This is a genomic window from Ferdinandcohnia salidurans, assembly GCF_042680725.1.
In the GTDB taxonomy this organism is placed as follows: Bacteria; Bacillota; Bacilli; order Bacillales; family Bacillaceae_L; genus Ferdinandcohnia; species Ferdinandcohnia salidurans.
This window is the reverse complement of record NZ_JBHUEK010000025.1, coordinates 744,870-759,116: the sequence shown is the minus strand read 5'-3', so window position 1 is coordinate 759,116 and position 14,247 is coordinate 744,870. Positions and strand designations below refer to the sequence as shown.

The following is a 14,247-nucleotide window of genomic DNA, read 5'->3' as shown; positions in this document are numbered from 1 at the left end:
AGGGGTATTGATATTTTTAATTATGTTGTGTTATGCTTTCAATCAAGAAAGCGGGGTGACTTAAATTGAGTGAAACAATAAATGTAAGTGAATGTGATATTTCCTTTTTAAAAAATGAAGAGAGTATTGCTGATTGGCTAAAAGAGAAAGAAGAAAAGGGTAATCAGTTTATTCAAAGGATGGCAGATGTTGTGTATGAGCAATTCAAAAATAAGGAGTAAATTTCGCATTTCTCTGTAATACGTGCACAACTAGCTACTTAAGGAGCGTGAGATACATGTTTGATACTGTGAAAATAGCAATACCTTTAATGTTATCGAAGCTGGAAATAGAGAATATAGAGTGGAATCAAACGGATTCTTCAAGAAGACAAGCTGTAAATGACACCATCTTCAAGAAGCTGTACGATAATGATTTTAAAGGCTTGCCATTCATAAGATACACATACAGGGAAGATGATCCTTCTAAATGCAGGTTAAAAGTGGAGGTATCTATTCCGGCATTATTATATGGTTCTAATGTCAATGAACTGCGAGCTGATGATATTGATACGTTTTTTAAAATGATGCGTAAATATATATCTGTAAAGCTCAAGATTAAACTTTCAAGAATACCGCCAATTAATACTTGGACGGCTGAAAAGGTGCATGTTTGTAAGAATTTTAATGTTGGTCAACTAAAGAGCCGATATTTAAATGCTATGTCGGGCTGTTCAATACCGAAATATCAAAAAAGAACATATAACGCTAAGGGAAGTGATAGGGTAGAATCAGTTGAATGGAAGGCCACTAAGAAAAAAGAGAAGCTGTATGATAAAGAAGCGGAGGTGGAACAACAGCATCAATATCCTGATAAATCCCGGCATCTTAAGAGAGCAAAAGGCATACTTAGGTATGAAATTGAGCTTTCGGATACAGAAATACGTAAAATAAGTCCAGGCAGAAGAGCAGTGGAGATTTTGAAAATGGATGTCGCAGCTGAGATATTGCAAAAGGGTTTGGATCGGAACGGGTTAAGTAGTGGTGTAAAATACACATCATTGCAGCAAGTAATAGATGCTATAAACAAGGAAACCATTCCACTTAGAACCAAATCATCTCTTATAGCATTTGCTACAGAGTTGCTGTTTAGCGGTGAGGATGAGTGCCTAAACAAATATGCTGCATCAACATTCAGAAAGAGAAAAATGCAATTAAGAGGTATTCTTGGAACAGATGTATTGCTTATTGGAGATAGCATGTTGCCTCCATTACGAGTAGTGCCACAAAAAAAGAAGACTGCCACTGTAAAACAGTAGACAGCCATAGAAATTATATGTTGATTTGATTATACCATTTGCTAAAATGTGCATCAATGCCTTGATACGTAGAAATAATGATAAGGAGCATCATGATATGAGTGTAATTGTAGATATTATAGATACTTTTCCAACACATGATATACTAGCTGTTGGTCGGGTTAAACTTGACTCAATACATACGATGAACGGTGTTATATTAAAAACAGATGATGACACAGAAATGTATGTAGTTGAGTTCCCGCAAACAAATGGACGGGCTGTTGTAGAGATTAATGATGAAGTTGCTCAGAAGATACGGGATGCAATGGTATTTAAATATGAGCAATATATTATGACTATTGATTTTACTGATATATCAAGCCATATTCCTTATATTTATACATTGGAGAAAGAACGAATAATGAATAACAAAGGATATCAGTACGCGTAAAAAACAATTCAAACTAGTGCCTTGAAAATTACCAAGGTACTAGCTAAATAATCTTATGAAGAGGTGATCTTCAATGCAAATACAGATTGTAAGTGTTGGTAAAGTGAAAGAAAAATACATAAAGCTTGGCATTGCCGAGTTTGAAAAAAGATTACGTCCATATTGTAAATTAAAAATGGACGAAGTGAGTGATGAACAAGCCCCTGAGCAATTAAGTGATAAGGAACTGTATCAAGTGAAACAAAAAGAAGGAGAACGCATCTTAAACAAGATTAAACCGAATCAATATGTTGTTGCTCTTGCTATACAAGGAGATAACTGGTCATCAGAACAATTGGCTAGTGAAATGGAGAAGTTGAGCATCCATGGTAGAAGTCAGATTTCGTTTGTTATTGGTGGATCAAATGGATTAAGTGATGATGTGCTAAACCGAGCAGATCAAAAATTATCCTTCTCTAAAATGACATTTCCACATCAACTAATGAAGCTTATCTTAATAGAACAGGTATATCGTGCATTCAAAATACAGAAAAATGAACCTTATCATAAATGATTTTTAAGCGATTGTATTCATATCCGTAGGTAGGGTATTTATTAAATATATCAAGTTTCTCCAATTTCAATGTTACAATTTTAGGTTGTAGCGGATTAATACATAGTAATAGAGCATTTTTAGTTTTTAGCAGATTATAATATTTATACAGAATTCTTAGGAACCCCCTGTATACCAAGGTTTAAGGTCATTTCCATAGCGGTACTCATCAAAAAAGTGATGACTTATTCTAACTTTAGCCCATAACTTGATGATTTTTAAGAGAAAGCCAGTGTTGGTGCTATTTCTAGCACCTTCACTGACATTCCTAAAAATATTTTTTATAGATATCCTTTTTCTTTCAAACTAGTATATTTTTCATGGCCAACGATGATATGATCCAAGATCTCAATACCCATCATCTTTCCGGCCTCACCTAAGCGTTTTGTTACATTAATGTCCTCCATACTTGGTGAAACGTCGCCACTAGGGTGGTTGTGTGCCACTATTGCACTTGCACAACTACGACGAACTAAATGATTAAACACCTCCCTTGGATGTACGATACTAGCATTTAGTGAGCCGACAAATACTGTTTCACGGAAGATTATTTGGTTTTTAGTATTTAAGCCAAGCACTACAAAATGCTCTTGATTTAAATATTGCATATCCTTAAGATAATCATAAGCATCCTGGGGTGAACGAATTGCAAATCGTTGTTCAACTGGACATGGGTTCATGCGAGCAAGTTGTAAAGCAGCAATGATTTGCTTTGCCTTTACTTTTCCGATTCCCTTGATTTGCAGCAACTCATCCTCAGTTACAGCTAATAATTCCTGAATAGATGGGTAGCGGGTGAATAGTTCATTCACTACATAACTATCTTCCTTTTCCCGAGTTGTCGTTGCTAATAGATTTCTAAAAGTGATTTTATCGATTGAATTGTTCATTATAAATTCCTCCATTATTTGTTTGATTGAATTAAAAAAGGAGAGACGATATGCGTCCCTCCTGGTTGAGTCATTATTTCATCTGCTATATACTGTTGTTAATCTAGTAATTATTTAGATGAGTTCATGTGCCGATGAGCTCATCTATTTTTGTGCAAAAGAAAGCACATCGACTGCATCTGCAATCCATGTGCTTTTAATCAATATTGTTTTGATCATCCATAGTCCTCACCTCCTTCAGCACCAGTAAATCTTGGATAAAGTCTGATGCTTGTTTCTTGGATAGTTGTGTACTACGCTCAACGCCAAAAGTCATCTTCATCAATTCTTTTGCAACATCTGTTGGCATATCCATTTCGTCGACGATACGGAAAATCTTCTGTAATTGAGCCTTTGTTGCTTGTTCACCACCTCCTTTACTTGCCTTAGTTTTTGCTTGCAGAAAATCTTCAATGTCCTGAGTGAAGATACCACTTGAACGTGTTGCAGATAGAACTGCATCAATCAACGCTCTTTTTTTTGCCATCTTCAATACGGTATTAACGATTGTATAAGGGTCTTGTTGCTGAAAGGAAGATTCCTTGCTATTGCATGAGCCTAGGCCCTCAGCTTCAACGAGTCCATTATCTTTGCGTATAAGCGTCATCTTCACTTCATAAGCGAATATACCTGAATCCCATTGTTCGATGCGATTGACGACATCTGCTGTTTTCGAGAATCCAAATACGTCGCATAGTTTTTCAGCGCCTGGTTTAAGTAATGTAGGCTTTGAAAATCCATCCACTAAACCATAATCAACACCTTTTACCATCACTTCTTCAACAAAGGTTTGCAGTTCCTCTACACGTCGTTTTGATTCAATAGTCGATACTACAATATTAGGTAGTGAAACAAATTCAGATTCACTATTGTTTGAAAAGGGTATTATATTGTTCCTTTGCGAATGCATACCTGATTTCATATGATTGTCACCTCCTTTCAATAGATTAAGATTTTTTATTAATTGCATTAGCAAGCTTGAATAATCCATTCGATGTCTTCTTTACTAGAAACTTTCCTGCTTTATGATTAAGTTGATTACCTTTACTGATTGCTTTAGATGAAATATCTAATGACTTAGTTACCAAGCTGTGTGCTGATTGATTCAATTTTTCTAAGCTGTTTGTAACTATTAACACTACAACTTCACCATTTGCATCCATAGAATTTGCAGCATTGCTAAGTACTTGCGAAACTCGCTCTTTAGTAGAAACATAACCTTTCAAATCGTCTTCATGTAACGATTCAACGTCCTTTATAGCAGATTGGATCTTACTTCTACTAACAAGTAAATGAGATAGCCTTACGTAGTCATTACATTCAATGGAATCAACTATCTCATCTTTAATTCTTTCATTTTCATTTAATAAAGATTGATAGATCTTTTTAATCTCTGGTATAGATACTCCTTTCCCATTAATCAATTCATGATTTTGCCATGCGTTCTTCTGCATAATAAAATTCCTCCTAAATGTTATTGGGTAATCCTAATTATTTGTTGAAGTGGTGATAGCCCTTGAGTGTAAGCTTCAATACCAATCCATCTGACTTAATTTTCATAGTCAGAATGAGTCCATCATCCTCAAGTTTTGATAGATTAACCTTTTGAATGTCATACTTCACTAGAAACTTTGCAGGGATCCATTTGTTAAGTTTCTTAGCCTCAATAAGAATCTTTACCAATGGGTTGTTCATCTCCATTCCTCCTTTCAAAGTGCGCTCCTCTCACCACGCATGTCGTCTCTGTAACGCAAAAAAACCGTTATCTATCCATAGGGATAAACAACGGTCTATATAAGGGGGTGGGGCATGAAACGGATGGGTACCCCCTTTCGTATATAAATGGTGGTAGCGGCAGAAAATTTGTGGGTTTTTGTAGCTATATAAGATACTGGAATATGGTTCCTTAGTACGGAAGAACAAAATAGGTAAAAAGACATAAGGAAATATCGTTAATTCAAGTGAATACGTTCCCATCTATCTTCCAATCGTGTAATATTGATAATAGAATATCTCTATAAAAAGAGGTGAATAAGTGAATAATATTGAGCGGTTAAATGAAGAAATACTGGCTATACGAAGACAAAGGTATCAATTCTTACTTTTGAAGTATCAACAAAGTAATGAAAAAGAACTACATGATGGAATTGGAAAAATGGGTATACCATCTATCAATGTTAATAAGGAACTGGCTATACGTTTAAAAGATGTGCCAGTTTCCAGACGAAAGCGGGTAGTTAAGGATGAATTGCAAAATCTAATAAATGAACTTGACAACGAAGTTATTTTGTTAAGTCGAATTCATTATTTATTTGACGAAGAACTAAAACAAAATCCAATCGGATTAATCGAATATATCAGTGGTAACAAGGTAATTCTAATTGATTGGCCAGGTGAAGTAGCTAAGGGATCAATAAAATATGGAACACCTGATCATCCAGAGTACTTTGAAGCTGACGGATTTGAAGAGCATATTATACATATCTAAAAGGAGAGGTCATTATGCAATATCGTGATTTGATTCAATTTGATCCAGTCGAAACAATTGTACAGTTAAAAGAATCCACCAATACTGAAAAGGCATTTGAATTAGTTGATACATATGTAATTTCTGACCGTATGGCAGAAGTGATAAACGAAACGATTATTGAACAATTGCAATTTGAACGACCAGCAGATAATAAAGGGTTACTCGTTGTTGGTAACTATGGAACGGGTAAATCTCATTTAATGAGTGTTATCTCAACAATAGCTGAACTTGAGAATTCTGCTGAAAGTGTTAATCACCCACAAGTGGCAAAAAAGGCCAAAGAGATTGAAGGTAAATTTAAGGTTCTTCGTACTGAGTTAGATGGTATACGTATGTCTCTTCAGGAATTTGTGTTTGGAGAGCTGACTGATTATCTACAATCAATTGGAGTTGATTACGAGGCTCCAGACCTAGAAAAAATACGAAGCAATAAAGATGAATTAATCAAGATGATGGCTACTTTTGAAGAAGAGTATCCAGAACAAGGATTACTTTTGATTGTGGATGAGTTACTTGATTATTTACGTTCTCGTAATGAACAAGAACTCATGCTCGACTTAAACTTTTTACGTGCAATGGGTGAAATATGTAGAACCTCTCGTTTCCGATTCATTACAGGGATTCAGGAAATGTTGTTTGATAATCCAAATTTCTCATTTTATGCTGAACAACTTAGCCGTGTAAAAGAGAGAACAGAGCAAGCAGTCATAGTTCGTGAGGATATTGAATATGTAGTTTCACAACGATTATTGCGAAAAGACGATAGACAAAAAGCTATTATAAGGGAACATTTACAACGGTTTACACCTCTATATAATAAACTAAATGAACAGCTAGAAAAATATGTAGAACTGTTCCCAATTCATCCATCTTATTTGACTATATTTGAAAGAGTAACAGTAGCAGAAAAACGTGTCATCCTAAAAACGTTAAGCCTCGAAATGAAAAAAATGCTTGATATGGAAGTTCCTCATGAACAACCAGGCTTCATTTCGTATGATAGTTACTGGCCATATATTGAAGGAGATAAAGCATTAAAAGCGAACCCAAATGTTAAAGAAGTGATGTCTAAAGCGACTATCTTATTAGATCGTATTGAAAATGCTTTTACTAAACCAGTATACCGCCCAATGGCGTATCGTATTGTTCAAGCACTTTCCGTTTTTCGGTTAACAACAGATAATATTTTCTCAAAAGTAGGCGTCACTGCCGAGGAGTTACGTGACCAACTCTTTTTATATGCTCAACTTCCAGAAGAGGACTCTGAATTCCTAAGAGGCCAAATTGAAGTTGTACTTAAGGAAATACAAAAAACTGTGAGCTACCAATATATTTCAGTTAATCAAGAAAACGGACAATATTACCTAGATTTACAAAAAGATATTGATGTAGATAGTTTAATTGAACAAAAAGCAGAAATGCTAAGTAAGGACAAATTGGATAAATATTATTTTGAGGTGCTTTCTGTTCAAACAGGAAATACTACAGAAACAAGATATAGATCTAATTATCGTATATGGCAACATGAGCTCCCATGGTATGAACATAAAGTAACTCGCCCAGGTTATTTGTTCTTTGGTTACCCTGATGAGCGTTCCACTACTCAACCAGAACGAGATTTTTATATTTATATGCTGCCTATTTTTGATAAGAAACATTTTAAAAATGAAAATAAACCCGACGAGGTATTTTTTATACTAGAAACAAAAGATGAAGATTTTTATCGTAATTTAAAACTCTATGCTGGTGCTAGAGAAATGGCAACGACGACCTCTAGTGGCTCACGTAATCTATATGAAGATAAGGCCTCTCATTATATGAAGCAACTTACTACATGGTTTAAGGTAAATATGCCGACGACATATAAAATGACGTATAAAGGTGAGACAAAACGAATTGAGGAATGGAGTATTTCAGCACCTGCACAAGCATCTGTCAAAGAGGTAATTGATGCTGCTGCAGATGATTGCTTAAACGGATGGTTTAATGATAAGTATCCGGATTATCCAACATTCCGCAAAATTAGAGAGCCAATTACAAGAAGTAGTATGGTTACTACATATATTCCTGAAGCAATTCGAAATATCAAACAACCTAAAACGAAAAATGGAATAACAATTCTAGATGGCCTAGTTCTACTCGATGAAAATCAAAAATTAAGTGTTCGTAGATCAGGGTATGCGAGATGGGTAATTGACTTATTGGAGTCAAAATCGGAAGGACAAGTTGTTAATGCCTCTGAGTTATTGGATATTATTGAGACGTTTAATAAAAATGAAGAAGTTAAAAGAACAGTAAAATTTGATTTAGAACCTGAATTGTTTGCTGTACTACTAGTAGCACTTGTCTTTAATGGTGACATAGTAATTACAATTAATGGTACCACATACGACGGAATGAAATTTGATGATCTGATTAGATTATCTGCAGAACAAATTTCTGATTTCACACATATTAAAAAGCCAAGCGACTTACCATTAGCAGCCCTTGGAGAGTTATTTGATTTGTTCAGTATAGGTAGGGGGTTATTACAAAATAATGCTCTCCAATTAGCTGTAGGACAATTAAATAGAGAGTCAAAACTGTTATTGGAAAAGGTAGTTCGATTAGATCATGAAATTAAAAATGGCATTCCTTTCATAGATGTAACATTATTTAATACGGATCAAGTAACCGAATTCCGTAATGAACTTGCGAAACTAATAACATTTTTAAATGATTTACAGATTTATGATACACCTGCAAAGCTAAAAAACTTTAAATTCAGTGTAGATGAAGTCATTGAGCAGAGAGAACGTATAACCTTAACCAATAATTTAATTGAACAACAAAAACGTGCAATAGAGTTATCGCAGGAAGCGATGTATTTGGTTAATGCTCAAAACCACTTACTATCGTCTCACGAGTGGCATAGAAAAGTAGAAGGGGCATTGGAAGACCTTATTCATGCATTAAGAAACAATGAAGATGGTCAGCAAGAAAGACAGGCTCTAAGGAAATTAAAAGAGGAATATTACTCAATTTATTTAGCTCTTCATGATAAAGCAAGAATTAACGCAACAGAACAGAATAAAAAAGAAGCTTTATTAACAGGTAACAAAGTAGATGCCTTACGAAAGCTTTCAAAGATTTCCCTGCTTACATCTCAACCTCTTGATCAATGGTTACAAAAAGTTGATGATATGATTGCATGCTGGGATTTAACAAAAGAGAAGTTAGAGCATTCGCCAATTTGTAAAGCTTGTCATTTCCGACCAAAAGATGAACCATATACCCGCCATCAGAATTTAGAGGAACTAGAAGAAGAGTTAGAAGATTTATTGAGTAATTGGGCATCAACATTGCTTACTACTTTACTTTATCCAGAAATAAAAGAGAACATTGATATGTTACAGCCGGAACAAAGACAATTAGTTAATGAATTTATTCAACAACAAACATTAACATTACCTATTAATATAAGGCTTGTCGAGGCAATTACAGTTCTACTGCAAGGAATTGAGAGGGTAACCATTACAGTATCTGAATTAGAGCAGATGATGAACAATGGACAGCCATTAACTGTTGAAGAACTAAAGCAGCGTTTTGATCAAATGCTACGACAAAAAGTTGGGACTCAACCGAAAAGTAATGTGCGAATTTTATTAAACGTGTAGGAGGTATATTATGTCTGAAAAAGTTGAACAAGCATCGTTGTTCGAAGAGGATACAACAAAAGGCCCAGTTACATGTCTGGGTCTTACCTTTAATAATGATGATGAGCGGAGAGAATATTTTCGAGAAGAATTAAGAAAGAAATTACCGGAACTAAAGACAATTGAAGGATTTCCAGTAGGTAAAGATGAAGACATAATTGCTCTTTCTGATCCTCCTTTTTATACAGCATGTCCGAATCCATGGTTGGAAAATATTTTAGATGAATACAGTAAAATAGAACAGTGCGAAAAGAAAATAGTAAGTAATCCTGAGCCGTTTGCAACAGATATTACAGAAGGAAGAGCCGATTCAATATATAATGCACATAGCTATCATACGAAAGTACCCCATAAAGCAATAATGCATTTTATTTTAAACTATACCAATCCTGGAGAAATTATTTTCGATGGTTTTTGTGGAACAGGTATGACAGGGGTAGCGGCGACACTATGTGGAAATAAAGAAGAAGTACAATCTTTAGGGTATAGAGTAGATGATAACAATGTTATTTATAAAAATATTGGAGATGATGAAAGAGAGAATTGGCAACCATTTTCTAAGTTAGGTAGTCGAAAGGCAATTTTGAGTGATTTATCTCCTATAGCAAGTTTTATTTCTTATAATTACAATTCCCACTTTAAATCTGAATTACTTAAGCAAGCAAGACAATTATTAGATAGTTATCAAAATAAATACAACTGGCTTTACGTAACATTAAGAAACGATACTGAAAAAAATGAAGATCAAATGGTGAATTATTTAAAAAAATTTCAAACGATAGAGGAACTCTCTTCTTTTATTAGAGAAAAGAATAATCTATTTGAGAAAATTAATTATGTTATTTGGAGTGATATTTTCAGTTGTCCATCTTGTAATCATGAATTTAACTTCTGGAATGTATCAGTAGGTGAAAAAATGAAGGTGGAAGAAACTTTCAATTGCCCATCGTGTAAAGTCGAACTAAGTAAAAGTAAATGTAATAGAACTTGGGAAACTTATTATGATGAAGATACAAAAGAGACTGCACGAAGAATAAAAAGAGACCCTGTCCTAATTAATTATAAGATTGGGAATAAGGCTTATACAAAAAAACCTGATAACTTTGATATAGCTTTAATAGAAAAAGTTAAAGATTTGTCCATCGAAAATTGGATACCAACTAATGAAGTTCCAAATGGAGACAAAACAAATGAAGCAATTAGAATGGAATTAAATCATGCCCATAAATTTTATTCAAGAAGAAACCTATTGGTAATTGCGGATTTATGGGAAGAAGCTAAAAGTAACAGAGTCTTAAAGTTATCTCTTACTTCCATGCTGGTTAAAACAGGAAGTTTGTTACATAATGTAGGATTGAAAAACGGTAAAATTAACTTAGCTGGTGCTTTACCAAATGCAATTTACATTCCAAGTATTCTTGCTGAAAGAAATATATTTGAATTAGTTAAAGGCAAAATAGATGACATAGAAAGAGCAAATTTACAAAGATTAAATCAAAATAACCTAGTATCTTGTAGATCTATGAGCAAGGACTATTTTAAAAATTTAGAGAACACCCTTGATTATATATTTTTAGATCCACCTTTTGGTGCAAACTTAATGTATTCTGAATTAAATTGGTTATGGGAATCATGGTTAGGGGTAAGGACTGACAATAAAAACGAAGCTATTGAAAATAAAAGTCAACAAAAAAAATTAAGAGACTATCAACGCATTATGACTGAAGCCTTTCAAGGCGCATATAAAGCACTAAAGCCGGGAAAATGGATGACCGTTGAATTTTCAAATCCAAAAGCAACAGTATGGAATTCAATACAAACCTCAATACAAGAGGCTGGATTTATTGTAGCCAATGTCGCAGCTTTAAACAAAGGACAGGGAACTTATAATTCTCAAACCAACCCTACATCAGTAACTCAAGATTTAGTTATTTCAGCATATAAACCACTGGAAGAGGATATTAAAGAAATAACACGTAATGAGGGTACACCTAATTCTGCATGGAGTTATGTAAAACAATATTTAGCCCGTATAACTTACATTAATATAAAAAGTAATAGGTTAAATTTAATCCTTGAAAGAACACCAAGAATATTATTTGACAAAATGGTAGCATATCATGTGCAGAATGGATTAACTGTTCCATTATCATCATCAGAGTTCCAGAGCGGACTTACACAAAAGTTTAAGACAATTGATGGTATGGTTTTTCTAGAAGAACAGTATGCGAAATATATTAAGGAAAAATCTTCAATACAAGATAGTGTTCAAATGGAGCTTTTTGTATCAGATGAAAATACTGCAATTGAATGGATAAAACATAATTTAAGTATAAAACCTCAAACAAGACAAGATATACATCCTAACTTTATGAGGGAGATTCAACATATTGCAAAACACGAACTTTTACCTGAATTAGATGATTTATTAGAACAGAACTTCTTAATGTACGATGGAAAAGAAGATGTTCCAAGCCAGATCCATGGTTATTTAAGCTCTAATTATAAGGATTTACGTAATTTAGAAAAATCTGATCCAAGATTAAAGGACAAGGGAAAGAATCGATGGTATGTTCCTGATCCTAATAAACAAGCGGATTTAGAAAAGCTTCGTGAAAAGTCCCTTTTACGTGAATTTGATAGTTATAGAACCGAGATTGAAGGGAATAAGAAAAAACTTAAGCAGTTCCGTACAGAAGCAATTCGTACTGGATTTAAAAAGGCATGGAGCGAAAAAGACTTCGAGACGATTGTAAAAGTAGGAGAACGATTACCTGAAAAAGTAATTCAAGAAGATGATAAATTACTGATGTATTTTGATCAAGCGCAAATCCGCATAGGAATGTAGAGGAGTTGTGGAGGAAATGAATGGTTGGCGACAAAAATTAATATCACAAATTCCTTTTCAACAAGATAAACTTCTTTTTGTGTACGATCGGGATGACATTTTATCTGATGAGGAACTCTTATCATACCTACAACAAAAAGAGGTAAATATATTTACATTTAAGGATCGTGCCGAATTAAGAATTCATTATGAAGAGCAGTTGGAGTATTCTAGCGGTAAATGGATTTATAAGTATGTGGGGGAAGGGTCGTTCACCTTCCCTTTCGACATGCTTAAAAACCAGGAGCCGATTGAGTTAACTCTTCACATTGCTTTTCCAAATCTATCATTACCAATATTACATCAGCTTGATCATGACGTACTTGATGGGGTATATAAGGTTTCAGATTCTTTACAAAGTCCTCTCACCGATTCAGAAACAATGGAATTTCTATTAAGGAGGGTGTATAAGCTTTCCTTTGACACGATTGAAAATGAGGTGGAATGGATTTCTTTCTTGATACAATTACATGACCACCGATTATCAATACCGAATGTACTAATTGATTTTATAATAGAACATATATCTTCAAAATCAGTACAATTTCAGGATCTATTTCCATTAGCATACTTTAAAAATAGATTTATGGAATTTTTGCAGAATCATTGGGCTGAATATGTGAAAAAAAATATTAATCAAGATATATCCATACAAGAAGGTACTACGTCAACCTATCATAAAAATCATCTGTTTTCATATGAATCAATGCGTAGAATGATCCAGCATTATTTCATTGAAGGAAAGCTCCTTCCTATAGAAATTGATAAGGAACGTAATATTCCAGTTTGGGCGGAACATGGTGTGAAGCAAAAGTCTTATCAGCCATTAAAAGATATTCATCATCTTGGTGAAAAAATTGAATTGTTTTTGGAGGAAGGAAAGATTCAACATAAGGATTGGATTGAGGTAGCAGGTCTTTATGGTCAAATGAAAATGCTGCAAATCCAGTACGGAGTCGGTGAACAGATTGTAAATGAATTTGATGAGAAAATAAATCAATTATTTCAAGATTGGATGCTGTTGAACTATCAAACACTAGCAAGTTTTTCGCCTTATATCCGACCGGCTATGGTTCATCATGTTCTCCCGTATATGCAATTTCAAGAAGAACGAAAACAAGTAATAATAGTTTTGGATGGTATGAGTTTTGTTCAATGGAAGCAAATAAAGCAGGCTCTTGATGTTTCCTTTGTGTCTGAAGAAAATGGTGTCTTTGCTTGGGTTCCAACTATAACTGAAATTAGTAGACGTTCTATTTTTCACGCGAATATCCCTAGACTTCAATCTTCAATTTCTGAAGAAAAGGCTTGGAGGCAATTCTGGAAACGAGAATCGATTGCTGATATGCACATTACTTTTGAAAATCACTTGGCTCAAGGAGAATTTGATATAAGTCAAATTGCTGCACTACAAAAAACAAATACAAAAAAAGCTTCAATAATTTTACGGAATATTGATGCTCTAACACACGGTGCAATTCAAGGGTTAGAAGGAATGTACGCTGAAATTGATGTATGGTTGAAATCAGGCTATTTACAACAACTCATTCTTAAGCTGGTAGAGGAAGGGTATGCAGTATATATTACCTCTGATCATGGGAATACAGAAAGTATTGGGATTGGTAGACCAAGACAAGGATCATTGGTTGAAACGAAGGGTGAACGTGTTAGAATATATAGAGACCAAATGTTTCGGGATGAAGCTGCAAGTCTATATACAACTATTAAATGGCCCAATGATGCTTTATCCAAAGAACATTACTATTTACTGGCAGAAGCAAGAGAAGCGTTTGTAACTAAGAATGAACATATTGTAAGTCATGGTGGTATCACGTTAGAAGAAGTGGTTGTACCATTTATTAAAATAGACAAACGCAAATAAGG

12 protein-coding genes are annotated in these 14,247 nt (G+C 34.2%); 8 read left to right on the top strand and 4 right to left on the bottom strand.

The genetic code is table 11. The features are described 5' to 3' along the window. Positions 1 to 65 precede the first annotated feature (65 nt). The 4 genes from ACFSFW_RS17955 (at position 66) to rlmH (ending at position 2,283) form a co-directional block, all read left to right on the top strand. A complete protein-coding gene (locus ACFSFW_RS17955) occupies positions 66 to 221 on the top strand; it encodes a hypothetical protein (RefSeq protein WP_157087865.1) in 156 nt (51 codons plus the stop codon). A gap of 56 nt (positions 222 to 277) precedes the next feature. Beyond that, a complete protein-coding gene (locus ACFSFW_RS17950; protein ID WP_388040263.1) occupies positions 278 to 1,297 on the top strand; it encodes a hypothetical protein in 1,020 nt (339 codons plus the stop codon). A 97-nt stretch (positions 1,298 to 1,394) separates the two neighbouring features. Continuing rightward, entirely contained in the window at positions 1,395 to 1,730 is a 336-nt protein-coding gene (locus ACFSFW_RS17945; protein ID WP_388040262.1) for a hypothetical protein, read from the top strand. A 73-nt stretch (positions 1,731 to 1,803) separates the two neighbouring features. Further along, the gene (gene rlmH, locus ACFSFW_RS17940) at positions 1,804 to 2,283 is read left to right on the top strand and encodes a 23S rRNA (pseudouridine(1915)-N(3))-methyltransferase RlmH (protein ID WP_388040260.1); all 480 of its coding nucleotides are present in this window, start codon (positions 1,804 to 1,806) and stop codon (positions 2,281 to 2,283) included. Positions 2,284 to 2,603: 320 nt separating this feature from the next. Here the strand turns inward: rlmH and radC are convergent, their stop codons facing one another. From radC to ACFSFW_RS17920, 4 genes are all read right to left on the bottom strand, one after another. Further along, a complete protein-coding gene (gene radC, locus ACFSFW_RS17935; protein WP_388040258.1) occupies positions 2,604 to 3,212 on the bottom strand; it encodes a RadC family protein in 609 nt (202 codons plus the stop codon). A gap of 196 nt (positions 3,213 to 3,408) precedes the next feature. Next, positions 3,409 to 4,173: a hypothetical protein gene (locus ACFSFW_RS17930; RefSeq protein ID WP_388040256.1), complete on the bottom strand. Its 765-nt coding sequence runs from the start codon at positions 4,171 to 4,173 to the stop codon at positions 3,409 to 3,411. A 25-nt stretch (positions 4,174 to 4,198) separates the two neighbouring features. Continuing rightward, positions 4,199 to 4,705 (bottom strand): hypothetical protein, encoded by a 507-nt coding sequence (locus tag ACFSFW_RS17925; protein WP_388040255.1) that lies wholly within the window; start codon positions 4,703 to 4,705, stop codon positions 4,199 to 4,201. A gap of 37 nt (positions 4,706 to 4,742) precedes the next feature. Next, on the bottom strand, positions 4,743 to 4,946 hold the full coding sequence (locus ACFSFW_RS17920; RefSeq protein WP_388040253.1) for a hypothetical protein: 204 nt from the start codon (positions 4,944 to 4,946) through the stop codon (positions 4,743 to 4,745). A 340-nt stretch (positions 4,947 to 5,286) separates the two neighbouring features. On the opposite strand from ACFSFW_RS17920, the gene brxF reads away from it, so the two are divergent. From brxF to pglZ, 4 genes are read left to right on the top strand one after another with little or no spacing between them, the layout of a single operon-like run. Then, positions 5,287 to 5,739, top strand: a complete 453-nt coding sequence (gene brxF, locus ACFSFW_RS17915) for a BREX-3 system P-loop-containing protein BrxF (RefSeq protein WP_388040252.1) — start codon at positions 5,287 to 5,289, stop codon at positions 5,737 to 5,739. Between the two features lie 14 nt (positions 5,740 to 5,753). Continuing rightward, positions 5,754 to 9,437 (top strand): DUF6079 family protein, encoded by a 3,684-nt coding sequence (locus ACFSFW_RS17910; protein ID WP_388040250.1) that lies wholly within the window; start codon positions 5,754 to 5,756, stop codon positions 9,435 to 9,437. A 10-nt stretch (positions 9,438 to 9,447) separates the two neighbouring features. Beyond that, positions 9,448 to 12,324 carry a DNA methyltransferase gene (locus ACFSFW_RS17905; protein ID WP_388040248.1) on the top strand — a complete coding sequence of 959 codons (2,877 nt, stop codon included), beginning with the start codon at positions 9,448 to 9,450 and terminating at the stop codon, positions 12,322 to 12,324. Between the two features lie 16 nt (positions 12,325 to 12,340). Further along, positions 12,341 to 14,245, top strand: a complete 1,905-nt coding sequence (gene pglZ, locus ACFSFW_RS17900; protein WP_388040246.1) for a BREX-3 system phosphatase PglZ — start codon at positions 12,341 to 12,343, stop codon at positions 14,243 to 14,245. Positions 14,246 to 14,247: the final 2 nt, after the last annotated feature.